The sequence below is a fragment of the Pantoea sp. UBA6567 genome (assembly GCF_002434165.1).
Lineage (GTDB): Bacteria > Pseudomonadota > Gammaproteobacteria > Enterobacterales > Enterobacteriaceae > Pantoea > Pantoea eucrina.
Map to the genome: position 1 here is coordinate 127,137 of NZ_DJJN01000003.1, position 24,925 is coordinate 152,061.

The 24,925-nt window shown below is 58.3% G+C and carries 18 protein-coding genes and 1 riboswitch; of the genes, 12 read left to right on the plus strand and 6 right to left on the minus strand.

Annotated elements, in window-relative coordinates; translation table 11 throughout:
- Positions 1–16 precede the first annotated feature (16 nt).
- Positions 17–112, plus strand: a riboswitch (TPP riboswitch).
- A 46-nt stretch (positions 113–158) separates the two neighbouring features.
- From thiB to thiQ, 3 genes are read left to right on the plus strand one after another with little or no spacing between them, the layout of a single operon-like run.
- On the plus strand, positions 159–1,145 hold the full coding sequence (gene thiB, locus B4M48_RS01930; RefSeq protein ID WP_039382540.1) for a thiamine ABC transporter substrate binding subunit: 987 nt from the start codon (positions 159–161) through the stop codon (positions 1,143–1,145).
- Complete coding sequence (gene thiP / locus B4M48_RS01935) at positions 1,121–2,731, plus strand: thiamine/thiamine pyrophosphate ABC transporter permease ThiP (protein ID WP_250341115.1); 1,611 nt, start codon at positions 1,121–1,123, stop codon at positions 2,729–2,731. Before thiB ends, thiP begins: the two co-directional genes overlap by 25 nt.
- Positions 2,715–3,416 carry a thiamine ABC transporter ATP-binding protein ThiQ gene (thiQ, locus tag B4M48_RS01940; protein ID WP_039382537.1) on the plus strand — a complete coding sequence of 234 codons (702 nt, stop codon included), beginning with the start codon at positions 2,715–2,717 and terminating at the stop codon, positions 3,414–3,416. Before thiP ends, thiQ begins: the two co-directional genes overlap by 17 nt.
- Here thiQ and B4M48_RS01945 read toward each other — a convergent pair.
- Entirely contained in the window at positions 3,413–4,174 is a 762-nt protein-coding gene (locus B4M48_RS01945) for a DedA family protein (protein ID WP_039382534.1), read from the minus strand. The two genes, thiQ and B4M48_RS01945, sit on opposite strands and share 4 nt — an antisense overlap.
- Before the next feature lie 143 nt (positions 4,175–4,317).
- On the opposite strand from B4M48_RS01945, the gene polB reads away from it, so the two are divergent.
- The 3 genes from polB to rluA all read left to right on the plus strand — a co-directional run bounded on the left by polB (position 4,318) and on the right by rluA (position 10,409).
- Positions 4,318–6,678 carry a DNA polymerase II gene (polB, locus tag B4M48_RS01950; RefSeq protein WP_288655812.1) on the plus strand — a complete coding sequence of 787 codons (2,361 nt, stop codon included), beginning with the start codon at positions 4,318–4,320 and terminating at the stop codon, positions 6,676–6,678.
- Positions 6,679–6,827: 149 nt separating this feature from the next.
- Positions 6,828–9,734 carry an RNA polymerase-associated protein RapA gene (gene rapA / locus B4M48_RS01955; protein WP_039382530.1) on the plus strand — a complete coding sequence of 969 codons (2,907 nt, stop codon included), beginning with the start codon at positions 6,828–6,830 and terminating at the stop codon, positions 9,732–9,734.
- Positions 9,735–9,749: 15 nt separating this feature from the next.
- On the plus strand, positions 9,750–10,409 hold the full coding sequence (gene rluA / locus B4M48_RS01960) for a bifunctional tRNA pseudouridine(32) synthase/23S rRNA pseudouridine(746) synthase RluA (RefSeq protein ID WP_039382528.1): 660 nt from the start codon (positions 9,750–9,752) through the stop codon (positions 10,407–10,409).
- A gap of 48 nt (positions 10,410–10,457) precedes the next feature.
- Here rluA and djlA read toward each other — a convergent pair whose 3' ends face one another.
- Positions 10,458–11,267 (minus strand): co-chaperone DjlA, encoded by an 810-nt coding sequence (djlA, locus tag B4M48_RS01965; RefSeq protein ID WP_039382525.1) that lies wholly within the window; start codon positions 11,265–11,267, stop codon positions 10,458–10,460.
- Positions 11,268–11,449: 182 nt separating this feature from the next.
- Between djlA and lptD the strand changes: the two genes are divergently transcribed.
- The 6 genes from lptD to apaH are packed head-to-tail and all read left to right on the plus strand — an operon-like array spanning position 11,450 to position 18,281.
- Complete coding sequence (lptD, locus tag B4M48_RS01970) at positions 11,450–13,834, plus strand: LPS assembly protein LptD (protein WP_052246515.1); 2,385 nt, start codon at positions 11,450–11,452, stop codon at positions 13,832–13,834.
- Between the two features lie 54 nt (positions 13,835–13,888).
- Positions 13,889–15,178 carry a peptidylprolyl isomerase SurA gene (gene surA / locus B4M48_RS01975; protein WP_094110725.1) on the plus strand — a complete coding sequence of 430 codons (1,290 nt, stop codon included), beginning with the start codon at positions 13,889–13,891 and terminating at the stop codon, positions 15,176–15,178.
- Positions 15,168–16,163, plus strand: coding sequence for a 4-hydroxythreonine-4-phosphate dehydrogenase PdxA (pdxA, locus tag B4M48_RS01980; protein ID WP_071669083.1), 996 nt, complete (start codon positions 15,168–15,170; stop codon positions 16,161–16,163). The genes surA and pdxA overlap by 11 nt, the downstream gene beginning before the upstream one ends.
- Entirely contained in the window at positions 16,156–16,980 is an 825-nt protein-coding gene (rsmA, locus tag B4M48_RS01985) for a 16S rRNA (adenine(1518)-N(6)/adenine(1519)-N(6))-dimethyltransferase RsmA (RefSeq protein WP_039382519.1), read from the plus strand. The genes pdxA and rsmA overlap by 8 nt, the downstream gene beginning before the upstream one ends.
- Before the next feature lie 4 nt (positions 16,981–16,984).
- Entirely contained in the window at positions 16,985–17,362 is a 378-nt protein-coding gene (gene apaG, locus B4M48_RS01990) for a Co2+/Mg2+ efflux protein ApaG (RefSeq protein ID WP_039382517.1), read from the plus strand.
- Positions 17,363–17,411: 49 nt separating this feature from the next.
- Complete coding sequence (gene apaH / locus B4M48_RS01995; protein WP_094110724.1) at positions 17,412–18,281, plus strand: bis(5'-nucleosyl)-tetraphosphatase (symmetrical) ApaH; 870 nt, start codon at positions 17,412–17,414, stop codon at positions 18,279–18,281.
- A gap of 69 nt (positions 18,282–18,350) precedes the next feature.
- Here apaH and folA read toward each other — a convergent pair whose 3' ends face one another.
- From folA to carA, 4 genes are all read right to left on the minus strand, one after another.
- Positions 18,351–18,833, minus strand: a complete 483-nt coding sequence (folA, locus tag B4M48_RS02000) for a type 3 dihydrofolate reductase (RefSeq protein WP_039382513.1) — start codon at positions 18,831–18,833, stop codon at positions 18,351–18,353.
- Between the two features lie 270 nt (positions 18,834–19,103).
- Positions 19,104–20,246 (minus strand): porin, encoded by a 1,143-nt coding sequence (locus tag B4M48_RS02005; protein WP_039382510.1) that lies wholly within the window; start codon positions 20,244–20,246, stop codon positions 19,104–19,106.
- Between the two features lie 226 nt (positions 20,247–20,472).
- On the minus strand, positions 20,473–23,700 hold the full coding sequence (carB, locus tag B4M48_RS02010; protein WP_039382507.1) for a carbamoyl-phosphate synthase large subunit: 3,228 nt from the start codon (positions 23,698–23,700) through the stop codon (positions 20,473–20,475).
- 13 nt (positions 23,701–23,713) lie between these two features.
- Positions 23,714–24,862: a glutamine-hydrolyzing carbamoyl-phosphate synthase small subunit gene (gene carA, locus B4M48_RS02015; RefSeq protein ID WP_039382504.1), complete on the minus strand. Its 1,149-nt coding sequence runs from the start codon at positions 24,860–24,862 to the stop codon at positions 23,714–23,716.
- Positions 24,863–24,925: the final 63 nt, after the last annotated feature.

The window sequence follows — 24,925 nt, forward strand, 5'->3', positions numbered from 1 at the left end:
AAATGTCTACACTAAGCCGTTCTCAACGGGGTGTCTGCGTCGTCAGGCTGAGAGAAACCCGTCGAACCTGATCCGGTTAATACCGGCGTAGGGATTTGAGATGTGCCAGCCTCAGATCCTTTGCGACTCACTCATATCCTCTCCTTAAGGAGCGCAAAGTGTTAAAGAACGTTCTGCCTGTCCTGCTGCTGTTGTCCGCACCGGTATTCGCCGCCAGACCGCTACTGACCGTCTATACCTATGATTCGTTCGCTGCTGAATGGGGCCCTGGGCCGGCGGTAAAGAAAGCGTTTGAAGCGGAGTGCGGCTGCGAGCTGCGCTACGTGGCGCTGGAGGATGGCGTCTCGCTGCTCAACCGTCTGCGCATGGAAGGGAAAAACAGTAAAGCGGACGTTGTGCTGGGACTGGATAACAACCTCCTGCAGGCGGCGGAGAAAACCGGCCTGTTTGCTAAAAGTCAGGTCGATACCGCGGCGCTGCAGCTGCCTGAGCGCTGGCAGAACGACACCTTTGTTCCTTTCGATTACGGCTACTTCGCCTTTGTGTATGACAAAAACCGCCTGAAGAATCCGCCCGCAAGCCTGCAGGAGCTGGTTGAAAGCCCGGAGAAATGGCGCGTTATCTATGAAGATCCGCGTACCAGTACGCCAGGCCTCGGCCTGCTGCTCTGGATGCAAAAAGTGTTTGGCGATCGCAGCGACGCGGCGTGGCAGAAGCTGGCGGCGAAAACCGTTACCGTCACTAAAGGATGGAGTGAAGCGTACGGCCTGTTTCTCAAGGGCGAAGGCGATCTGGTGCTGAGCTATACCACGTCGCCCGCTTACCACATTATTGAAGAGAAGAAAGAGAACTACGCTGCTGCCACCTTCAGTGAGGGGCACTACCTGCAGGTCGAAGTCGCCGCCCGGCTGGCCGGCAGTAAACAGCCAGCGCTGGCACAGCGTTTTATGCAGTTTATCGTCAGCCCCGCTTTCCAGCAGACGATCCCCACCGGCAACTGGATGTACCCGGTGATCAAAAGCGATTTGCCGGCTGGCTATCGGGCGCTGAACGTGCCGCAAAAAGCGCTGCAGTTTTCACCGGCAGAAGTGGCTGACCAGCGCGCCGCGTGGATCAGCGCCTGGCAGCGGGCTGTCAGCCGCTGATGCCCGGCTGGCTGATACCCGGCGCGCTGAGCGCGCTGCTGCTGTGCGCCGTGGCGCTGCTCGCTCTGGGGGCGCTGCTGACGGCGGCCCCGCTGCCGGACATGCGCAGCCTGCTCAGTGACAGCTATCTGCACCACGTGCTGGCGTTCTCATTTGAGCAGGCGCTGCTCTCGGCACTCTGCTCCGTGCTGCCGGCCGTGCTGCTGGCGCGCGCGCTCTATCGCCGCCGCTTTCCTGGCCGCGCGCTGCTGCTGCGTTTATGTGCGATGACGCTGGTGCTGCCGGTGCTGGTGGCGGTATTTGGCCTGCTGAGCGTCTACGGCCGCAGCGGCTGGCTGGCACAGCTCTGCACGCTGCTGGGTATTCCCTACCACTTCTCTCCCTATGGCCTGCAGGGTATTTTGCTGGCGCACGTCTTTTTTAACCTGCCGCTGGCCACGCGCATGCTGCTGCAGGCGCTGGAGAGCATTCCGCCGGAGCAGCGTCAGCTGGCGGCTCAGCTTGGGCTGCGCGGCTGGAATCTGTTCCGGCTGCTGGAGTGGCCCTGGCTGCGTCGCCAGATCCTGCCGACCGCGGCGCTGATCTTTATGCTCTGCTTTGCCAGCTTCGCCACGGTGCTGGCGCTGGGCGGCGGGCCACAAGCGACCACGCTGGAGCTGGCGATCTACCAGGCGCTGAGCTTTGATTACGATCCCGGCCGCGCCGCGCTGCTGGCACTGCTGCAGCTCAGCTGTTGTCTGCTGCTGGTGCTGCTCAGTCAGCGCTTCAGTAAAGCGATCCCTGCCGGCAGTCAGACGCTGCAGGGCTGGCGCGATCCGCAGGATAGCGGGTTTGCACGCGTCAGCGACACGCTGCTGATTGCTCTCGCGCTGCTGCTGCTGCTGCCTCCGCTGGCAGCGGTGGTGGTCGATGGCGTGCGCGGCGGTGTGGCCGGCGCACTGCAGCAGCCGGCGCTCTGGCAGGCCACGCTGACCTCGCTGCGCATCGCCCTTGGCGCGGGCGCACTCTGTGTGATCCTGACAATGATGCTGCTGTGGAGCAGCCGCGAGCTGCGTCAGCGCCAGCGTCGGGCGAGCGCACAGGCGCTGGAGCTGAGCGGCATGCTGATTCTGGCGATGCCGGGCATCGTGCTGGCCAGCGGCTTTTTCCTGCTGTTTACCGCTACCTCCGGGCTGCCGGCGCGTGCCGACGGGCTGGTGATCTTTACCAATGCGCTGATCGCCATTCCCTACGCCATGAAAGTGCTGGAAAACCCGATGCGCGATATCGCCGCACGCTATGCGCCGCTCTGCGCCTCGCTCGGTCTCTCCGGCCTCAATCGCCTGAAGCTGATTGAGCTGCGGCTGCTGAAGCGTCCGCTGGCGCAGGCGCTCGCCTTTGCCTGCGTACTCTCGATTGGCGACTTTGGCGTAGTGGCGCTATTTGGCAACGCCGATTTCCGCACCCTGCCCTGGTATCTTTATCAGCAGATCGGCGCCTATCGCGGTGCCGACGGTGCCGCGACCGCCCTGCTGCTGCTGCTGCTCTGCCTGTTACTTTTTACTCTGATGGAAAAACTGCCGGGACGCCATGCTGACACTCACTGATCTTACTTACCTTTATCAGCATCTGCCGATGCGTTTCAGCTTCAGCGCTCAGGCGGGTGAACGGCTGGCGATACTTGGCCCGAGCGGCGCCGGTAAAAGCACGCTGCTGAGCCTGATCGGCGGCTTTCTGCCGGTCAGCCACGGCACGCTGCTGATTAATGGCCGCGATCACACCCGCAGCGTACCGGCGTTGCGTCCGGTCTCGATGCTGTTTCAGGAGAACAATCTCTTTCCGCACCTTTCGGTACAGCAGAATCTGGCCCTGGGTCTGCATCCGGGCCTGAAGCTCACGCGCGACCAGCAGCAGCAGCTGAGGGAGATTGCACACCAGACCGGACTGCATGATTTACTGACGCGCTTGCCTGGCGAGCTCTCCGGCGGCCAGCGGCAGCGGGTGGCGCTGGCGCGCTGCCTGCTGCGCAACCAGCCGGTACTGCTGCTGGATGAGCCTTTTTCGGCGCTCGACCCGGCGCTGCGCCGCGAAATGCTGCAGCTGGTGCGTACGGTGTGTGACGCACGCAATATCACGCTGCTGATGGTGTCGCACAGTCTGGAGGATGCGCAGCAGATTGCCGCACGCAGTCTGGTGATTGCTGATGGCCGGATCGAGTGGGATGGTGAGACGGCGGCGCTGCTTCGGGGTGAGAGCAGCAGCGCCGCGCGCCTGGGTATTACGCCAGCTTAAGCGAAGAAGACTTTCCAGAGCAGCTGCAGGAAAACAGGCATCATCGGATGAAACAGCAGCGCGATAAACGCGGCGCTGCCCGCTACGGCCATCAGCGGCGCCAGCCAGCGCAGGCGCGCTTTCGGCAGGTAGCGGGTTGCCCAGTCGCGCGTTTTGTCACTGCGCCACCAGCGCCAGAGCAGCCATCCGCCCAGCCAGAGCAGAATCGTTACCAGCAGCAGCAGCCATTTAAAGCTGTCGCCCTGCGCCTGCGGCACATCAATGGCCACACCGGCGAGGATCCCCGGCAGCAGATAGGCGGGCGGCCACAAAATACAGCCGATGATATTGGGCGGCAGAAACTTCCGCACCGGCAGCTCAAGCATGCCTGCCGCCAGCGGGATCAGCGGGCGTGTCGGGCCGACAAAGCGCCCCACCAGCACGGTAAACATGCTGTGCTGATGCAGCGCATGCTCGGTCTTATCCAGCAGGCTTTGATACTTTTTCAGATACTTCCAGCGGTGCAGCGGCCCCTGAAACTTCCAGCCGATACCGTAGGAGATCCAGTCGCCCAGCAGGCAGCCAATCAGCCCCGCCGCCCACGCCGGATAGAGGCCAATCTGACCGCTGCCCACCAGCGCCCCCAGGCTGGCCATCAGCACGGTGCCCGGCAGCAGCAGACCCACAAACGCCAGTGATTCAAGAAAGGTCACCAGAGCGACGGCGAACAGCGCGTACTCCAGCGATTGCGTAAACAGGTGTTGAATCCAGGCTTCCATAGCTATCCTCTGCGGAATATGAAGGCTGGATTGTCCTGAGCCTGCGTCAGGGCGTCAAGCTTTTCCCGCTGCGCTGCAGAGAGTTGCCGACACTGTATAAACATCCATGATATACTGCGCATAATTTCTACTCCGGAGTCACCGTGACAGAACCGCGCGCAGGCTATCTGCTGACCCGTCACTGGCGGGATACCCCTTCAGGCAGCGAGATCACGCTGTGGCTGGCAACCGATGCCGGGCCGCAGCGGCTGGTGCTGCCCGCGCAGGAGTCAGTGGCGTTTATTCCGGAAGCGTTCCGCCGTCAGACCGAAGCGCTCATCCGCGACGAAGCCCATACCCGTCTGCAGTCGCTGACGCTGAAGGATTTCCATTATCGTCCGGTGTTTGGCCTCTATTGCCGCAGCCATCGTCAGCTGCAGCAGCTGGAGAAACGCCTGCGGGAAAACGGCATCAGCGTTTATGAAGCCGATATCCGGCCGCCCGAGCGCTATCTGATGGAGCGCTTTATTACCGCTCCGGTCTGGTTCAGCGGCGAGCCGCGCGGTGATACCCTGATCAACGCCCGCCTGAAGCCGCATCCTGACTACCGTCCGCCTCTTCGCTGGGTGTCGCTGGATATTGAAACCACCGAACACGGCGAGCTTTACTGTATCGGGCTGGAAGGCTGCGGTCAGCGTCAGGTGTATATGCTGGGCCCGCCCAACGGCGACGCCAGCGCGCTCAGCTTTGAGCTGATTTACGTTGAGAGCCGCCAGCAGCTGCTGGAGCGGCTTAACGCCTGGTTCGCGCGGCACGATCCCGATGTGGTCATTGGCTGGAACGTGGTGCAGTTCGACCTGCGGGTGCTGCAAAAGCATGCCGATCGCTACGGCATTCCGCTGCGCCTCGGCCGTCAGCAGCAGCCGCTGGAGTGGCGTGAACACGGCTTTAAGCCGGGCATCTTTACCGCCCAGCTCGCCGGCCGCGTCGTGATTGACGGCATTGAAGCGCTGAAGTCTGCCTACTGGGATTTTCCCTCTTTCAGTCTGGAATCCGTTGCGCGCGAGCTGCTGGGTGAAGGTAAAGCGATCAATAATCCGTGGCAGCGCATGGAGGAGATCAACTGGCGCTTTGCCCATGATAAACCCGCGCTCGCGACCTATAACCTGAAAGATTGCGAGCTGGTGACGCGCATTTTTCACCATACCGCCATCATGCCCTTTTTACTGGAGCGGGCCAGCGTTAACGGCCTGGCGCTGGATCGGCACGGCGGCTCGGTTGCGGCGTTCAGTCATCTCTATATTCCGCGTATGCATCGTGCGGGGTATGTAGCGCCCAATCAGGGCGACGTGGCGCCGGAGGCGAGTCCCGGCGGCTATGTGATGGACTCCCGTCCCGGCCTCTACGACTCCGTGCTGGTGCTGGATTACAAAAGCCTCTATCCCTCAATCATCCGTACTTTTCTGATTGATCCCGTCGGGCTGGTTGAGGGCCTGGCCCATCCGTCTGACGCAGATTCTGTGCCTGGCTTTTGCGAAGCGCGCTTCTCGCGCCACCTTCACTGTCTGCCTGACATCGTGGCGCAGATCTGGCAGGGGCGTGAAGCCGCAAAGCGCGACGGCAACGCCCCGCTCTCCCAGGCGCTGAAAATCATCATGAACGCCTTTTACGGCGTGCTGGGCACCAGCGCCTGTCGCTTCTTTGATTCACGCCTCGCCTCCTCCATCACGCTGCGCGGCCACGCCATTATGCAGCAGACGCGGGCGCTGATTGAGGCGGAAGGGTTTACGGTGATCTACGGTGACACCGACTCCACGTTTGTCTGGCTGCAGGGCAAATATAGCGAGGAGCAGGCAGCGGCCACCGGCCAGCGGCTGACGACGCTGATCAACCGCTGGTGGCAGCAGCATCTGCAGCAGACGTTCGGCCTGACAAGCGCGCTGGAACTGGAGTATGAGACGCACTTCAGCCGTTTTCTGATGCCCACCATTCGCAACGCCGAACAGGGCAGCAAAAAGCGCTATGCCGGGCTGACCGGCAGCGGCGCGCAGCAGCGGCTGGTGTTTAAAGGGCTGGAGTCGGTACGTACTGACTGGACGCCGCTGGCGCAGCAGTTTCAGCAGCAGCTCTATGGCCGTATTTTCCGCGGGGAGCCCTGGCAGGATTATATCCGTGAAACTGTCGCACAGCTGATGGCCGGCCAGCTTGACGATCTGCTGGTGTATAAAAAACGCCTGCGGCGACCGCTGCATGAGTATGAGCGCAACGTTCCGCCGCACGTGCGCGCGGCGCGTCTTGCCGATGAACATAACCGCAGGCTGCAGCGTCCGCTGCAGTACCAGAAAGGCGGTTCCATTCGCTATGTGATGGCGACCGCCGGGCCGGAGCCGCTGGAGGTGCGTACCACGCCACTCGACTACGATCACTACGTCAGCAAACAGCTGCAGCCGATAGCGGATGGCATTCTGCCGTTTGTCGGCGACGACTTTGCTACACTGATTACCGGGCAGCTGGGGCTTTTTTGACAGGTGACGAATGCCCTGCCATCCAGTACCATAGCGCCCTTCCTGTATTTCAGCATGCACAACCTGACCAGACATCTGTCTGGCGCTTTGTTATTGCCTGAGAGCAGGCGAACGTCTTTAAGTCATTCAGAGAATCGAGCAAAAAATATATGGTATTTACACTGGGTCAACGCTGGATAAGTGATACGGAAAGTGAACTGGGACTGGGTACGGTCGTGGCGCTGGATACGCGCATGGTCACGCTGATGTTTCCCGCAACCGGCGAGAACCGCCTCTATGCCCGTCATGATTCTCCGGTCACCCGCGTGATTTTCAATCCGGGTGATACCGTTACCAGCCATGAAGGCTGGCAGATGCTGGTTGATGAAGTGCGGCACGAAAATGAGCTGGTGACCTACATCGGTACCCGCGCTGATACTGAAGAGAGCAACGTGGTGCTGCGCGAAGTGATGCTGGACAGCAAGCTGGTCTTCAGCAAGCCGCAGGATCGCCTGTTCGCCGGTCAGCTCGATCGCATGGATCGCTTCGCCCTGCGCTTCCGCGCGCGCAAATACCAGAGCGAGCAGTATCGCCTTGCCGTCAGCGGCCTGCGCGGCATGCGCACCAACCTTATCCCGCACCAGCTGCATATCGCGCACGATGTGGGCCGCCGTCACGCGCCGCGCGTGCTGCTGGCAGATGAAGTCGGCCTGGGTAAAACCATTGAAGCGGGCATGATCATCCAGCAGCAGCTGCTGGCGGGGCGCGCCGATCGCGTGCTGATCGTGGTGCCGGAAACGCTGCAGCATCAGTGGCTGGTAGAGATGCTGCGCCGCTTTAACCTGCGCTTTGCTCTGTTTGATGACGATCGTTATACCGAAGCGCAGCACGACAGCGACAATCCGTTTGAAACAGAACAGCTGATTATCTGCTCGCTCGACTTTGTGCGCCGCAATAAACAGCGTCTGGAACTGCTGGCGGATGCGGAGTGGGATCTGCTGGTCGTGGATGAGGCGCACCACCTGGCGTGGAGTGAAGCGGCACCCAGCCGCGAATATCAGGTAATTGAACAGCTGGCGGAGAACACGCCGGGCGTACTGCTGCTTACCGCCACGCCGGAACAGCTGGGGCTGGAGAGCCACTTTGCCCGTCTGCGCCTGCTCGATCCCGATCGCTTTCACGATTTCAGCCAGTTTGTCGCCGAGCAGCAGCACTATCGTCCGGTGGCCGATGCCGTCAGTTCACTGCTGGCGGATCAGGCGATCAGTAAAGATGAGATGAACCTGATCAATGAGCTGATTGGCGAGCAGGATATCGAACCGCTGCTGCAGGTTGCTAACAGCGACCGCGACGGTAAAGAGGATGCGCGCAAAGAGCTGGTCTCAATGCTGATGGACCGCCACGGCACCAGCCGCGTTCTGTTCCGTAACACCCGTAACGGCGTGAAGGGCTTTCCAAAGCGCGAGCTGCAGCAGATCCGTCTGCCGCTGCCGGCGCAGTACCAGACAGCGATCAAAGTCTCCGGCATTATGGCGGCCCGCAAGTCGCCGGAAGAGCGCGCCCGGGACATGCTCTATCCGGAGCAGATCTATCAGGAGTTTGAAGGCGACAGCGGCACGTGGTGGAACTTTGATCCGCGCGTTGAGTGGCTGATGGGCTATCTCACCAGCAACCGCAAAGAGAAAGTGCTGGTGATTTGCGCCAAAGCGGCCACTGCGCTGCAGCTGGAGCAGGTGCTGCGCGAGCGTGAAGGTATTCGCGCGGCGGTGTTCCATGAAGGTCTCTCCATTATTGAGCGCGATCGCGCCGCGGCGTTCTTCGCCTCGCAGGAAGAGGGCGCGCAGGTGCTGATCTGCTCGGAGATCGGCTCTGAGGGCCGTAACTTCCAGTTCGCCAGCCGGCTGGTGATGTTCGATCTGCCGTTTAACCCCGATCTGCTGGAGCAGCGTATCGGACGCCTCGATCGTATCGGTCAGCTGCACGATATCCAGATTATGGTGCCCTGGCTGGAGAAAACCGCGCAGGCGGTGCTGCTGCGCTGGTATCACGAAGGGCTGGACGCGTTTGAGCACACCTGCCCTACCGGCCGCGCTATTTATGACGCTGAATATAACCAGCTGATTGAGTTCCTGGCGGCACCGGAAAACCCGCAGGGTCTCGATGAGTTCATCCTGAAAAGCCGTAAGCAGCATGATGCGCTGAAAGCGCAGCTGGAGCAGGGCCGCGACCGACTGCTGGAGCTTAACTCCAACGGCGGCGAAGCGGCGCTGGCGCTGGCTGATGCCATTGCAGCTCAGGATAATGATACCGAGCTGGTAAACTTTGCGCTCAACCTGTTCGACATTGTCGGCATCAATCAGGAGGATCGCAGCGACAACCTGATTGTTCTGACCCCTTCCGATCACATGCTGGTGCCCGATTTTCCCGGTCTGCCGGAAGATGGCTGTACGATTACCTTTAACCGTAATCAGGCGCTGTCGCGCGAAGATACGCAGTTCATTACCTGGGAGCATCCGCTGATCCGCAATGGTCTGGATCTTATCCTCTCCGGCGATACCGGCAGCTGCGCCCTGTCGCTGCTGAAGAACAAGGCGCTTCCGGTCGGTACGCTGCTGGTTGAGATGATCTATGTGGTTGAGGCGCAGGCGCCGAAACAGCTGCAGCTTACCCGCTTCCTGCCACCGACGCCGGTGCGCATGCTGATGGATCGCGCAGGTAATAATCTGGCGGGCAAAGTGGAGTTTGAGAGCTTTAACCGTCAGCTTAACGCAGTTAACCGCCATACCGGCAGCAAACTGGTCAACGCTGTCCAGCAGGATGTGCATGCCATTCTGACGCAGGCGGAGCAGGCCGTGGTGCCGGAAGCGCAGGCGCTGATTGCCGCGGCGAAAGCGGAGGCGGATGAAAAGCTGAGCGCAGAGCTGTCGCGACTCGAAGCACTGCGCGCCGTCAATCCCAACATCCGTGACGATGAGGTTGAGGCGCTGGAGAGCAATCGTGCGCAGGTGCTGGCCAGCCTGAGCGAGGCGGGCTGGCGTCTCGATGCGCTGCGCCTGATCGTCGTAACGCACCAGTAAGCAGGCGAGACTGACATGCTGATGGAACCCTACAATCCGCCGTCCGAACCCTGGCTGCATATTCTGTATCAGGACGCGCACATTATGGTGGTCAACAAACCGAGCGGATTGCTCTCGGTGCCGGGCCGGCTGGAGGAGCACAGGGATAGCGTGATGACGCGCATCCAGCGTGATTTTCCGCAGGCGGAATCGGTGCACCGGCTCGATATGGCGACCAGCGGCGTGATTGTGGTGGCGCTGAATAAGGCGGCAGAGCGCGAGCTGAAGCGTCAGTTTCGCGAGCGTGAGCCGTCAAAGCACTACGTGGCGCGCGTCTGGGGCCATCCGGCAGCGGAAAAGGGCCTGATCGATCTGCCACTGATTTGCGACTGGCCGAACCGGCCAAAGCAGATGGTGAGTCACGAACTGGGAAAACCGGCTCAGACGGAGTATGAAGTGCTGGAGTATGCCGCCGATAACAGCGCGCGCGTGCTGCTGAAGCCCATTACCGGTCGTTCACACCAGCTGCGCGTGCATCTGCTGGCGCTGGGACATCCGATCCTCGGCGATCGTTTCTATGCGCATGAGGCGGCGCTGGCGATGGCAGCGCGTCTGCAGCTGCATGCGGAGTCGCTGACCATTACCCATCCGGTATTTGGCAGCAGCATGACATTTCGGCAGCCAGCGGAGTTCTGACCTGCGTCACCCCGCCCTCTTTCCGGTAAAAAGGGCGGGATGGCCGGGCTATTTAAACCCTTTCTCTTTGCGGATCAGGTCGTATGCGGCCTGAATCTCCTGCGCTTTCTGTTTCGCCATCTCCATCATTTCCGGCGGCAGACCTTTCGCCACCAGCTTATCGGGATGATGTTCACTCATCAGCTTGCGATAGGCGCGTTTAATGGTGGTGTTATCATCACTGCTTTTCACGCCCAGTACGCTGCAGGCGTCTTCCAGCGTGGGTCCGCGCTTCGTCTGCTGCCAGCCGCCGCCTGAGGCACCCGCACCGCCAAACTGCTGTCCGCCTTCCATCATGCGCAGAAACTGATCGAACTGCTGGCGTGAAATCCCCAGCTCTTCGGCAATCACATACAGCACCTGCCGCTCGTTCGGATGCAGCGAACCATCCGCAAATGCCGCCTGAATCTGAATTTCCAGAAACATCCGAATCAGATCGAAACGGCCAAAACAGGCGCTGCGCAGCTCACGCAGTTTGTTACGCAGCGGATAATCGCTCTGTTTCCCTTCACGAAAGGCGCGCTGCGCGGCAGTGCGGGCCTCTCCGTGCAGCTGCATACGATCCATAAACAGCGACGCAATCTGAATATCCGCTTCGGTGACGCGCCCTTTCGATTTGGTCAGATGCCCCATGATCTGAAACGTCGTGCTGAAAAACAGCGTCTGCCGCGACTGATTATTGGCAAAGTATCCCTGCCCTTTTACGCTGCGCACTTTATCAATCAGATGACCAATGATCAGACCCAGGACAATGCCCCAGAACCCCGCGCCTGACATCACGCCAAGCGCAAGACCAATAACTTTTCCCCAGTAGCGCATAAACTCCTCAATTCGCCATGCTTGTGGCTGAAAATTGCATTATCATACCTGTCATTTATCTCCGCGCCTAACGGCAACGCAGACAGAAAAGGATTAACGCTGGCACTACGCCGGGCGGTAAGTTAGTCTCTGTCCGGATTGTCGGCATGATGCCAGTGTCCATGGAATTATCGAAACCGCGTATGAAAAAACGTATACCTACCCTGCTGGCAACCATGATTGGTGCCGCACTTTATAGTCAGCACGCGCTGGCCGACGATTTGATGTCGCAGTGTATGCTGGGCGTGCCAAGCTACAACCGCCCGGTTATCAATGGTGACGCTAACTCCCTGCCGGTAACCATCAATTCCGATTCGGCAAAAGGCAATTATCCGGACGATGCAGTATTCACCGGTAATGTCGATGTGCAGCAGGGTAACAGCCGTCTGCGCGCTGACGAAATGCAGCTGCATCAGCGTCAGCAGGAGGGCCAGACCGCGCCGGTACGCACCGTGGATGCGCTGGGCAATGTGCACTATGACGATAATCAGGTCATCCTGAAAGGTCCGAAAGCCTGGTCCAATCTGAACACCAAAGACACTAACGTCTGGAACGGCAACTACCAGATGGTGGGTCGCCAGGGACGCGGTGATGCCGACCAGATGAAGCTGCGTGGCAATAACCGGTATACCATCCTCGAAAATGGCACTTTTACCTCCTGTCTGCCGGGCTCTAACAGCTGGAGCGTGGTGGGATCAGAGGTGATCCAGGATCGTCAGGAAGAGGTGGCGGAGATCTGGAACGCGCGCTTCAAACTCGGCAATGTGCCGGTGTTTTATAGCCCTTATCTGCAGCTGCCGATCGGCGATCGTCGTCGCTCCGGTTTCCTGATCCCGAATGCGAAATATGGCAGTAATAACGGCTTCGAGTTTATGCTGCCGTACTACTGGAATATTGCGCCGCAGGCGGATGCCACGCTGACGCCGCACTATATGAGCAAGCGCGGTACGCAGCTGCAAACGGAGTTCCGTTACCTTACGGTGTTTGGCGCCGGCCTGATGGAGCTGGATTACCTGCCGTCCGATAAGCAGTATGAAAAAGATCGCGCGGCGCGCTCTTCTATTGAAGACGATCAGGACTCTAAACGCTGGCTCTTCTTCTGGCGCCATTCAGGCGTTTACGATCAGCACTGGCGCTTTGCGGCGGATTATACCAAGGTCAGCGATCCCTACTATTTCAACGATATCGACTCGAAATATTACAGCTCGACCAATAACTATGCGACGCAGAAATTCAGCATCGGCTACGCGGATACCAACTGGGATGCGACGCTGTCGACCAAAGATTTCCAGGTCTTCGGCAATACCAGCTCTGCCAACGTCTACCGTGCTGCGCCGCAGCTTGACGTTAACGCCTACCAGAATGATATCGGTCCGTTTGATGGCCGCGTCTACGCCCAGGCGGTGAAGTTTACCAACGTCAGCAACCGGATGCCGGAAGCGACGCGTCTGCATATTGAGCCGACGCTGAATCTGCCGCTCTCCAACGGCTGGGCCAGTCTCGATACCGAAGCAAAACTGCTGGCGACGCACTATCAGCAGGACAATATCGAAAGCTATAACACCCGCTTTAATCCTGACGCCACAAACAACAACAGCGGACGGCTGAAAGATTCCGTAAACCGTACGCTGCCGCAGTTCAAAGTGGATGGCCGTCTGGTATTTGACCGGGATATGGACTGGTCGCAGGGCTATACCCAGACGCTGGAGCCGCGCGTTCAGTATCTCTATATTCCGTATCGCGATCAGAGCAACATCTATCCTTACGACTCTACGCTGCTGCAGACCGACTATACCGGCCTGTTCCGCGATCGCACCTATAGCGGTCTCGATCGCATCGCCTCCTCAAATGAAGTGGCAAGCGGCGTAACAACACGCATTTATGACAACGATCTGGTTGAACGTTTTAACGTTTCTGTAGGTCAAATCTACTCGTTTACTCCGTCGCGTACCGGCGTAAACCAGACGAATAAAGAAGATGATACCGGCAGCCTGGTATGGGCTGGCGACACGTACTGGAAAATCAGCGATCGCTGGAACGTCCGTGGCGGACTGCAGTATGACACCCGTCTCGACAACGTTTCACAGGGTAATACGGTACTGGAGTATCGCCGTGATGCCGATCGCATGCTGCAGCTGAGCTATCGCTACAGCAGCCCGGAATATGTCGCGCAGGCGCGTAACAACGCCAGCCTGATCAACAATCCGATTTATAAAAATGGCATTTCGCAGGTCGGTGCAACCGGCAGCGTACCGATTGCCGATGCCTGGTCGCTGGTGGGGGCATACTATTATGATACCCGCAACAGCCGTCCGGCAGAGCAGCTGGTAGGCGTGCAGTACAGCTCCTGCTGCTACGCTATTCGTCTGGGTTACGAGCGCAAGATTAACGGCTGGGAAAACAACGACAGTAAATATGACAACCAAATCTCATTCAACATTGAGCTGCGTGGTCTGAGTTCCAACTACGGCTTAGGCACTAATGAAATGCTGCGTCAGGGCATTATTCCCTATCAGCGCGCATTCTGATGTTGTGATGTTTGACAGGCGATCCCGCAGTGCGGAAACAATAATGGATAAAGTATGAAGAACTGGAGAATGCTGATTCTGGGTGCGGCGATGTCGGCCGGCACCGCTTTCGCAGCCCCACAGGTAGTTGATAAAGTCGCCGCCGTCGTTAACAACGGCGTGGTGCTGGAAAGTGACGTCGATAACATGATGCGCACGGTAAAATCCCAGGCGCAGCAGGCGGGTCAGCAGTTGCCTGAGGACCGTACGTTGCGTCATCAGATCCTTGAGCGTCAGGTCATGGATAACATTATTCTGCAGATGGGCGAAAAAGCGGGCCTGCAGATTAGCGATCAGCAGCTGGATCAGGCGATCCAGAACATCGCTGCGCAGAACCGTATGAGCGTCGATCAGCTGCGCAGTCGCCTCGCCTACGACGGCATGAACTACAGCGACTACCGTGCACAGATCCGTAAAGAGATGCTGATCTCTGAAGTGCGTAACAATGAAGTGCGCCGTCGCGTCACCATTCTGCCGCAGGAAGTTGATACGCTGGCGACGCAGATTGGTTCACAGAACTCGCAGGGCACCGAGCTAAATATCAGTCAGATTCTGCTGCCGCTGCCGGAAAATCCTACGCAGCAGCAGGTTGACGATCAGGAAGCGCTGGCACGTCAGCTGGTGGGCGAGATCAAAGGCGGTGCCGATTTCGGTAAGCTGGCGGTGACCTACTCAGCCGATCCTCAGGCGCTGAAAGGCGGCAACATGGGCTGGGGTAAAATTGAAGAGCTGCCGACGCTGTTCTCACAGGCGCTGAGCAGCGCGAAAAAAGGCGATGTGGTCGGCCCGATTCGTTCAGGCGTGGGCTTCCATATCCTCAAAGTCAACGATCTGCGCGGTGAGAGCAAGAATATCTCGGTCACTGAGGTACACGCCCGCCATATTCTGCTGAAGCCATCACCGATCCTGAGCGACGATCAGGCGCGTGAAAAAATTACGCAGCTGGCCGCTGACATCAAAAGCGGAAAAACTACCTTTGCCGCTGCTGCCAAACAGTTCTCTGACGATCCGGGTTCAGCTAACCAGGGCGGCGATCTTGGCTGGGCGTCACCCGACATCTACGATCCCGCTTTCCGCGACGCGCTGCTGAAGCTGCAGAAAGGTCAGGTCAGCGCACCGGTGCACTCTTCGTTTGGCTGGCATCTGATTCAGCTGCTGGATACGCGCCAGGTGGATAAAACCGATGCGGCGCAGAAAGAGCGCGCCTATCGCCTGTTGTTCAACCGTAAGTTTGCAGAAGAAGCGCAGACCTGGATGCAGGAGCAGCGCGCCAGCGCCTACGTGAAGATCCTTGATGGCAACTGATAGCTATCGCGTTGCGATCACGCCCGGCGAACCCGCCGGGATTGGTCCCGATCTTACGGTGCAGCTGGCACAGCGCAACTGGCCGGTTGAACTGGTCGTCTGTGCTGACGGCGAAGTGCTGCGGCAGCGTGCCGCGCAGCTTGGCCTGCCGCTAACCCTGCAGCCGTGGCAGCCTGACCGCGCTCCGCAGCCGCAGCAGGCAGGTACCCTGACGCTGCTGCAGATCGATACGGCACAGCCGGTGGTGCCTGGTCAGCTCTGCGTGGCTAACGGTGCGTACGTCCTTGAGACGCTGGCGCGCGCCTGTGACGGTGCGCTTCAGGGCGAGTTTGCGGCGCTGATCACCGGGCCGGTACACAAAGGCGTCATCAACGACGCCGGCATTCCGTTTACCGGCCATACCGAATTTTTTGCCGATCGCGCCGGTGGCGACCGCGTGGTTATGATGCTGGCAACCGAGTCGCTGCGCGTAGCGCTGGCAACTACCCACCTGCCGCTGAAAGATGTCTCTGCCGCCATCACGCGCGAGAGCCTGCGTGAGGTCATCACCATTCTGCATCAGGATTTACAGCAGAAGTTTGGCCTGGCGCAGCCGCATATCTTTGTCTGCGGCCTCAATCCGCACGCTGGCGAAGGCGGGCATATGGGGCGTGAAGAGATTGACACCATTACGCCAGCGCTGGATGCGCTGCGTCAGCAGGGCATCCGTCTGACGGGGCCACTGCCGGCTGATACACTGTTTCAGCCTAAGTATCTGCAACATGCCGATGCGGTGCTGGCGATGTATCATGACCAGGGATTACCGGTCCTTAAATATCAGGGTTTTGGCCGGGCGGTGAATATCACCCTGGGCCTGCCTTTTATCCGAACCTCTGTCGATCACGGTACCGCGCTGGAACTGGCCGGTCTTGGACAGGCAGAGCCGGGCAGCTTTATCACGGCGCTTAATCTCGCCATCACTATGATCAAGAGCAGTAATGAATAATCGCGTCCATCAGGGGCATTACGCCCGTAAACGTTTCGGGCAGAACTTCCTGAACGATCAGTACATTATCGATAGCATCGTCTCTGCTATTCATCCGCAAAAGCAGGAGGCGCTGGTCGAGATCGGTCCCGGTCTCGGTGCCCTGACCGAGCCGGTAGGCGAACGCCTGGACGCGCTGACCGTCGTTGAGCTGGATCGCGATCTGGCGGCTCGTCTGCAGACGCATCCGTTCCTCGGCCCCAAGCTGACCATTTATCAGCAGGATGCGATGACCTTTGATTTTGCGGCGCTGGCGCAGGAGAAAGGTCAGCCGCTGCGCGTGTTCGGCAACCTGCCCTACAACATCTCCACGCCGCTGATGTTTCATCTTTTCAGCTATACTGGTTCGATCAAAGATATGCACTTCATGCTGCAGAAAGAGGTGGTTAACCGTCTGGTTGCCGGCCCGGGCAGTAAAGCATATGGTCGTCTCAGCGTGATGGCGCAATATTACTGCCAGGTGATCCCGGTCCTTGAAGTGCCGCCGCAGTCGTTTACGCCGCCACCTAAAGTGGATTCTGCCGTGGTGCGACTGGTGCCTTATGCACAGCCGCCTTACCCGGTCAGTGATGTTAAGATCCTGAGCCGCATTACCACCGAGGCTTTTGGTCAGCGTCGTAAAACGTTGCGTAACAGCCTGGGTCATCTGGTTGCGGCGGGTGCGCTGGAAGAGTTAAATATTGATACCTCACTGCGTGCTGAAAACGTCAGCGTTGCGCAGTATTGTCAGCTGGCAAACTGGCTGGGTAATCATCAGGCAAAAACAGCGGAGAACTAAGTGCATGAGTGATATGGCGCGCGTCTGTGTTCAGGTACTGAGTCAGTATGTGGAATCGCAATCCTCACCGGACGAGGATCGCTACGTGTTTGCCTATACCATCACTATCCGCAATCCCGGGCGCACGCGCGTTCAGCTGCGCAGCCGCTACTGGCTGATCACCAACGGCAACGGCCGCGAAACGGAAGTTCAGGGCGATGGCGTAGTGGGCGAGCAGCCGTTTATCGAACCGGGTGGCGAATACCAGTATACCAGCGGTGCGATTCTGGAAACGCCGATGGGCACCATGCAGGGCCACTACGTTATGATCGATGAAGAGGGCAGCGCCTTTAACGTCGATATTCCGGTGTTTCGCCTCGCCGTGCAAACCCACATTCACTGATCCCCCCCGCCCGGCTCGTCCGGGCGGCGCGTTTTACCGGACTGATATCATGAGTACATATCTGATTGGCGATATCCACGGCTGTTACGATGAGCTGCGCGCGCTGCTGGCGCAGGTAAGCTTTGATCCGCAGCAGGATGAACTCTGGCTGACCGGCGACCTTGTGGCGCGCGGTCCCGGTTCACTTGATGTGCTGCGCTACGTAAAATCACTGGGTGACAGCGTACGCATGGTGCTGGGTAATCATGACCTGCACCTGCTGGCGGTTTTCGCCGGGATCAGCCGTAATAAACCGAAAGATCGCCTGACGCCGCTGCTGGAGGCGGACGATGCTGATGCGCTGATCAACTGGCTGCGGCGCCAGCCGCTGCTGCAGGTTGATGAAGAGAAAAAGCTCGTCATGGCGCATGCCGGCATTACCCCGCAGTGGGATCTCGCGACGGCAAAAGCATGCGCGCGTGAAGTAGAAGCGGTGCTCTCCAGCGACAGCTATCCGTTGTTTCTGGATGCGATGTATGGCGATATGCCCAACAACTGGACGCCGGAACTGAGTGGCCTGGCGCGCCTGCGATTCAGTACGAATGCCCTGACGCGCATGCGTTTCTGCTTCCCCAACGGCCAGCTGGATATGATCTGCAAAGAGGCGCCCGACTCCGCCCCACCGCCGCTGCGGCCCTGGTTCAACGTGCCGGGTAAAATGGGCAGTGACTACACGCAGATTTTCGGCCACTGGGCCTCCCTTGAAGGCAAAGGCACTCCCGATCACGTTATTGGTCTGGATACCGGCTGCTGCTGGGGCGGCACGCTGACGCTGCTGCACTGGGAAACACAGCAATACTATGTACAGCGCTCCCGGCGTGAAGCCGCACTGGCCGCTGAAGGCGCCGCCGCGACTCCTCCGCTAAACAACACGCCATAAAAAAAGCCCCGCGATGTCAGCGGGGCTTTTGCGCAGGGCGCGCATTTATGCACGCCAGGCAGGGATCAATTAACGACGCCGATCCAGGATCTCAAAGCAGTAGCTGTGCGAATTTTGCGCATCCGCATCGTGGAACTCGCTGAACGTCGACTGCCACTCATCTGGCTCGTAATCAGGGAATTGCGTATCCCCTTCCACTTCAGCATCAATATGCGTCAGGTAAAGACGATCGGCGCGGGGCAGCATCTGCTCATAGATACGCCCGCCGCCAATCACCATAATCTCTTCTGCGTCACCGGCTGCCTCGATTGCCGCTTCCGGTGAAGTGACCCAAGTCACCCCCTCGTGCGTACCGGGCTGGCTGCTGACCACAATATTGAGCCGGCCTGGCAGCGGACGGCCAATCGATTCAAAGGTCAGACGCCCCATGATCACCGGTTTATTCAGCGTAGTACGTTTGAACCAGGCGAGATCGGCGGGTAAGTGCCACGGCATGGCGTTTTCCATACCAATAATGCGATCCGCAGCCAGTGCTGCGATCAGACTAATCATGATTTAAAACCTGCTGGAAAAAATTGGCGCAATGATACGTAAAGGCGAAAGTTTCGTCGATAGGCCAGCCGTGCTATTTGCGTAAAGCTCTTTTTGCCGCCAGATTCAGGCTGCCGGGCAGAGCTTTACACCGACTTTACTGCGATTAACGGAGAGAGCCGCCATAATCGCCTGCGCAGCTGGCACAAATCAGCGGCATTAGCGGCAGGTTTTCAGAAAGAGTGTAAAGAAAAGCGCACTGAGCGGCTCCACGCGGAGCCGCTGCAGTCATCAGAAGTCGTAACGCAGACGGACCAGGTTCACGTTGCCCAGCGCCTTGCTGGTATCGGAGGTGATGACATATTCATAATCAACGCGGAAGCCGTAGTCGAGCTGCGCACTGATGCCCACGCCATTATCGATACGCTTATAGTGGCGTCCGTTGACGAACTCCAGGCGATCACCCATCACGTAAGGCTGCAGGGTTTTCACCGCATACTGGCCTACAGCAAATTTATAACCGGCAAAATATTCGATGCCCCAGGCGTCATCCGCAAAGTAGTTTGTTGCGCTTTTCAGGCGGGTTGGCGCAAAGTTCTGATACCAGCCGGCGCCTGCCGCCAGCGTCCAGCTATCTGGCGTCCAGCTGACCGAGGTGCCCCAGATATTCTGATCGTAGCGCTCGCTGTCGCCGTTGCCCGGATTGCGTACGGTGGCACGGGTATAATTCCACGCGGTTCCCCACGCCAGTTCATCGCTGATGTGATAGTTGACACCCAGCGATCCGCCGCCGTTGCGCTTGTAGCGCAGGCCGTTACCCGGCAGATATTCGGTATCCTCAAACAGATAAGAGGCGTACAGATCGGCGGCGCCGGCACGGGTTTTATACTTCAGCATTTTGCGCGAGCGATAGCTGCCGTCGTAATCGCCGTTGATCCCGACGCCGGAACCCTGGGCCAGCATATCGTAATCCCAGATATCGGTTTTTGCGCCAACCACATCGTAATAGACGCTGTTTTGCTGACCAAAATAGAGTTCGCCGAGGCTGGCACTTTTAAAACCGGTATAGAGCTGACGACGTGAGGTATCGCGTGCGCCGCTGGCATAGTGATGGTCCCAGCCCCACCACGCCGGGAAGTTAACGCCCAGCTCATAGTAGCCTACCCAGCTCAGATCTTCTGCGATCGCGTAGTCTGCGCCAAAGCGAAAGCGCGAGCCACCATCGTAGCCGTTACGCTTATAGGATGTGTCACTTACGCCATTCTGATGCATAAACTGCGGGCGAATGCTGCCGCCCACTTTAAAGCCAAGGCGATCGAACGCATTGTTCGCCTGAGGATCCTGCTTCAGCAGAGTAATTTCAGCCTGGCTGGCGAGCGGCGCAGCCATAAGTAACGCAGCCACTGCGCTAAGAGTCAAAGCACGCATGTTCATTTTATATTTTCCGGTGAAGGTAAAGGCTCTATGGTTGAGCGCGCCAGATAGTAAGGTGCCCTCACCGGATCGCGGGTTATAAATTTGTGCGAAAAATCTTAAAAAGTTGTTTAGCAGCACCAATAGCTAAAAGTTAAGCCAAATCAGCAGGTTTGCTATAGCTACTCTGTTTCAGGCAAAAAAAAACGGCCCCATACGGGGCCGCTGTCTCTTACGGACGCTGCGCTTATTTGCCTTTCAGCTGCGCATGCATCTCCTGTACTGAAGTCACTTTCTCAGTGGGATCCGCATTCAGGGCCATCGCCGTCGCGAAGCCGCCGTTCAGCGTGGTGTCATAATGCACTTTATACTGCAGCGCGCTGCGGCGAATCAGCTTAGAGTCTTCAATCGCCTGACGTCCCGCCGTGGTGTTAACAATATAGGTGTATTCACCGTTCTTCAGGCGATCCTGAATATGCGGGCGTCCCTCATGCACCTTATTGACCAGGCGTGGATTGATACCGGCTTCACCCAGCACCACCGCCGTACCGTGGGTAGCGTCCAGCTCAAAGCCAAACTTCTGCAGCTTCGCCGCCAGATCGACGATGCGCTTTTTATCGCCTTCACGCACCGAGAGCAGCGCACGACCGCTTTTCTTCATGTTGCTCTGCGCGCCCAGCATCGCTTTACCGAAGGCTTCAGCAAAGGTACGGCCGACGCCCATCACCTCACCGGTGGAGCGCATTTCCGGTCCCAGAATCGGATCGACGCCCGGGAATTTATTGAACGGCAGCACCACCTCTTTCACCGAGTAGTAAGGCGGAATGACCTCTTCCGTCACGCCCTGCTCCAGCAGGGTTTTGCCCGCCATGACGCGAGCCGCCACTTTGGCCAGCGGTACGCCGGTAGCCTTGGAGACAAATGGAACGGTACGTGCCGCACGCGGATTCACCTCAATCAGGTAAACCTCGTTATCTTTGACCGCAAACTGCACGTTCATCAGACCGCGTACGTTAAGTTCAAACGCCAGCTTCTCAACCTGCTGACGCATCACGTTCTGGATCTCGCTGCTCAGCGTATAGGCTGGCAGGGAACAGGCTGAGTCGCCGGAGTGAACACCCGCCTGCTCAATATGTTCCATGATGCCGCCAATCAGCACCCGCTCGCCGTCGCAGATGGCATCCACATCGACTTCCACCGCATCATCCAGGAAGCGATCCAGCAGTACTGGCGCATCGTTAGAGACGGATACCGCGGTCTGGAAATAGCGCTTAAGATCCACTTCGTCATAGACGATTTCCATCGCACGGCCGCCCAGTACATAGGAAGGACGTACCACCAGCGGATAACCGATACCGGCAGCTTTCTCTACCGCCTGCTCCAGCGTGGCAACCGTGGCGTTAGCCGGCTGTTTCAGTTTCAGACGATCCACCGCCTGCTGGAAACGCTCGCGGTCTTCAGCGCGGTCAATGGCGTCCGGGCTGGTACCGATAACCGGTACACCGGCCGCTTCCAGCGCACGCGCCAGTTTCAGCGGCGTCTGGCCACCATACTGCACGATAACGCCTTTTGGCTGCTCAATTCGTACAATCTCCAGCACATCTTCCAGCGTAACCGGCTCAAAGTAGAGGCGATCGGAGGTGTCATAATCGGTTGAGACCGTTTCCGGGTTGCAGTTAACCATGATGGTTTCATAACCATCTTCACGCAGCGCCAGCGATGCGTGGACGCAGCAGTAGTCAAACTCAATACCCTGCCCGATACGGTTTGGTCCGCCGCCCAGCACCATGATTTTGTCACGATCCTGATTCGGGTTCGCTTCGCACTCCTCCTCATAGGTGGAATACATGTAGGCGGTATCGGTCGAGAACTCAGCGGCACAGGTATCCACCCGCTTATAGACCGGATGCAGATTGTACTGCTGACGCAGCTTACGGATTTCGCTTTCTGCCACACCCGCCAGCGCTGCCAGACGCGCATCAGCAAAACCTTTACGCTTCAGCGCGCGCAGGAAGCCGGCATCCAGCGCGTTAACGCCTTCACGTGCAACCTGCTCTTCCAGACGCACCAGCTCTTCAATCTGTACCAGGAACCAGCGATCGATGTTGGTGAGATTAAATACGCCATCCACCGACATACCGGCACGAAACGCGTCAGCAACATACCAGATGCGGTCCGAACCAGCGTCTTTCAGCTCGCGGCGGATACGGGTCAGCGCGTCGGCGTCATCCAGATCCACTTTTGGATCGAAGCCGTTAGCGCCGACTTCAAGGCCGCGCAGCGCTTTCTGCATCGACTCCTGGAAGGTACGGCCAATCGCCATCACTTCACCCACTGATTTCATCTGTGTAGTGAGGCGATCGTTGGCACCCGCAAATTTCTCAAAGTTAAAGCGCGGGATCTTAGTCACGACATAGTCGATTGAGGGTTCAAACGACGCCGGCGTGCGACCGCCAGTGATATCGTTCATCAGCTCATCGAGCGTAAAGCCCACCGCCAGCTTAGCCGCGACTTTAGCAATCGGGAACCCGGTGGCTTTGGACGCCAGCGCGGAGGAGCGCGATACGCGCGGGTTCATTTCGATTACGATCAGACGACCATCTTTCGGATTTACGGAGAACTGAACGTTAGAGCCGCCGGTTTCCACACCAATCTCACGCAGCACCGCCAGCGAGGCGTTACGCATGATTTGGTACTCTTTGTCCGTCAGCGTCTGCGCCGGTGCCACAGTGATGGAGTCGCCGGTGTGAATGCCCATGGCGTCGAAGTTTTCAATTGAACAGACGATGATGCAGTTATCATTTTTATCGCGCACCACCTCCATCTCATACTCTTTCCAGCCAATCAGCGATTCATCAATCAGCAGCTCGTTGGTCGGAGAGAGGTCGAGGCCGCGCTCACAGATCTCTTCAAACTCTTCGCGGTTGTAAGCGATACCGCCGCCGGTGCCGCCCATGGTAAAGGAGGGACGAATAATGCACGGGAAACCGACCTCCTCCGCGACCTTCAGCGCCTCTTCCATCGTGTGGGCGATACCCGAACGGGCGGTATCAAGACCGATGCTTTTCATCGCCACGTCAAAGCGACGGCGATCTTCAGCTTTATCGATAGCGTCAGCCGTGGCGCCAATCATGGTCACGCCAAACTCTTCCAGCACGCCCTGGCGCTCCAGCTCCAGCGCGCAGTTCAGCGCGGTCTGCCCGCCCATGGTAGGCAGTACTGCATCCGGGCGCTCTTTTTCGATGATTTTGCGCACCACTTCCCAGTGGATTGGCTCAATATAGGTCGCGTCAGCCATTTCCGGGTCGGTCATGATGGTCGCCGGATTGGAGTTAACCAGAATGACGCGATAGCCCTCTTCACGCAGCGCTTTACACGCCTGCGCGCCCGAGTAGTCAAATTCACACGCCTGACCGATAACGATCGGGCCAGCGCCAAGGATCAGGATAGATTTTATGTCAGTACGTTTTGGCATCGGAGGCTCCTGATTACTTCGCGTTTGAACGGTAGGCTTCAATCAGTTCGATAAAGTGATCGAACAGCGGCGCCGCATCGTGCGGGCCAGGACTCGCTTCCGGATGTCCCTGGAAGCTGAAAGCGGGTTTATCGGTACGATGAATACCCTGCACGGTCTGGTCAAACAGCGACACATGCGTCACACGCAGATTGGCCGGTATCTGGCTCTCATCGACGGCGAAACCGTGGTTCTGTGCGGTGATCATCACAGTATTATTATCGAGATCTTTTACCGGATGGTTGCCGCCGTGGTGACCCAACTTCATTTTGACGGTTTTTGCACCGCTGGCCAGCGCCAGCAGCTGATGCCCCAGGCAGATACCAAATACCGGAATTTCTGTCTCCAGAAACGCCTGAATCGCGCGGATAGCGTAGTCACACGGCTCCGGATCGCCCGGGCCATTGGAGAGGAAGATGCCGTCCGGATTGAGTGCCAGCACCTCTTCTGCTGGCGTCTGCGCCGGCACCACCGTCAGGCGGCAGCCGCGATCCACCAGCATACGCAGAATATTGCGCTTGGCGCCGTAGTCATAGGCGACCACGTGATACGGCAGTGCGTCAGCTGACTGCTGCTCAGGCAGGCCATCCTGCAGCGTCCAGCTCCCCTGCTGCCACGTGTAAGTCTCCGTGGTAGCCACTTCTTTCGCCAGATCCATACCTTTCAGCCCCGGGAACGCCTGCGCTTTCTGCAGCGCCAGCGCGGCATCCGGCGCGTCACCCGCAATGATGCAGCCGTTCAGCGCGCCCTTTTCACGCAGCAGACGCGTCAGCTTACGCGTATCGATATCAGCGATGCCGACAATATTATTGCGCTGTAGCCAGGCAGAAAGGCTCTCTTCACTGCGGAAGTTGCTGGTAATCAGTGGCAGGTCGCGGATCACCAGGCCCTGAGCGTGAATCTGGTTTGATTCATCATCTGCGATATTGACGCCAACGTTGCCGATGTGGGGATAAGTAAGAGTAACAATCTGGCGGGAATAGGAGGGATCAGTAAGGATTTCTTGATAACCGGTCATTGACGTGTTGAAAACGACCTCACCCACTGCCGAACCCGTAGCCCCGATGGCCCGACCGTGGAATTGGGTTCCGTCTTCCAGAACCAAGAGCGCTGACTTAATCAAAACATCCTCCAGGGAATAAACAGTCACAATATATGCATATTAATTCATAATACTGGCCTGAAT

What these genes read in the sequence shown, in the direction of transcription:
- rluA (WP_039382528.1), top strand. Translation starts at nt 9,750, where the DNA reads ATGCTGATGGAACCCTACAATCCGCCGTCCGAACCCTGGCTGCATATT.
- lptD (WP_052246515.1), top strand. Translation starts at nt 11,450, where the DNA reads ATGAAAAAACGTATACCTACCCTGCTGGCAACCATGATTGGTGCCGCA.
- thiQ (WP_039382537.1), top strand. Translation starts at nt 2,715, where the DNA reads ATGCTGACACTCACTGATCTTACTTACCTTTATCAGCATCTGCCGATG.
- pdxA (WP_071669083.1), top strand. Translation starts at nt 15,168, where the DNA reads ATGGCAACTGATAGCTATCGCGTTGCGATCACGCCCGGCGAACCCGCC.
- rsmA (WP_039382519.1), top strand. Translation starts at nt 16,156, where the DNA reads ATGAATAATCGCGTCCATCAGGGGCATTACGCCCGTAAACGTTTCGGG.
- djlA (WP_039382525.1), bottom strand. Translation starts at nt 11,267, where the DNA reads ATGCGCTACTGGGGAAAAGTTATTGGTCTTGCGCTTGGCGTGATGTCA.
- B4M48_RS02005 (WP_039382510.1), bottom strand. Translation starts at nt 20,246, where the DNA reads ATGAACATGCGTGCTTTGACTCTTAGCGCAGTGGCTGCGTTACTTATG.
- B4M48_RS01945 (WP_039382534.1), bottom strand. Translation starts at nt 4,174, where the DNA reads ATGGAAGCCTGGATTCAACACCTGTTTACGCAATCGCTGGAGTACGCG.
- apaH (WP_094110724.1), top strand. Translation starts at nt 17,412, where the DNA reads ATGAGTACATATCTGATTGGCGATATCCACGGCTGTTACGATGAGCTG.
- folA (WP_039382513.1), bottom strand. Translation starts at nt 18,833, where the DNA reads ATGATTAGTCTGATCGCAGCACTGGCTGCGGATCGCATTATTGGTATG.
- rapA (WP_039382530.1), top strand. Translation starts at nt 6,828, where the DNA reads ATGGTATTTACACTGGGTCAACGCTGGATAAGTGATACGGAAAGTGAA.
- carB (WP_039382507.1), bottom strand. Translation starts at nt 23,700, where the DNA reads ATGCCAAAACGTACTGACATAAAATCTATCCTGATCCTTGGCGCTGGC.
- surA (WP_094110725.1), top strand. Translation starts at nt 13,889, where the DNA reads ATGAAGAACTGGAGAATGCTGATTCTGGGTGCGGCGATGTCGGCCGGC.
- apaG (WP_039382517.1), top strand. Translation starts at nt 16,985, where the DNA reads ATGAGTGATATGGCGCGCGTCTGTGTTCAGGTACTGAGTCAGTATGTG.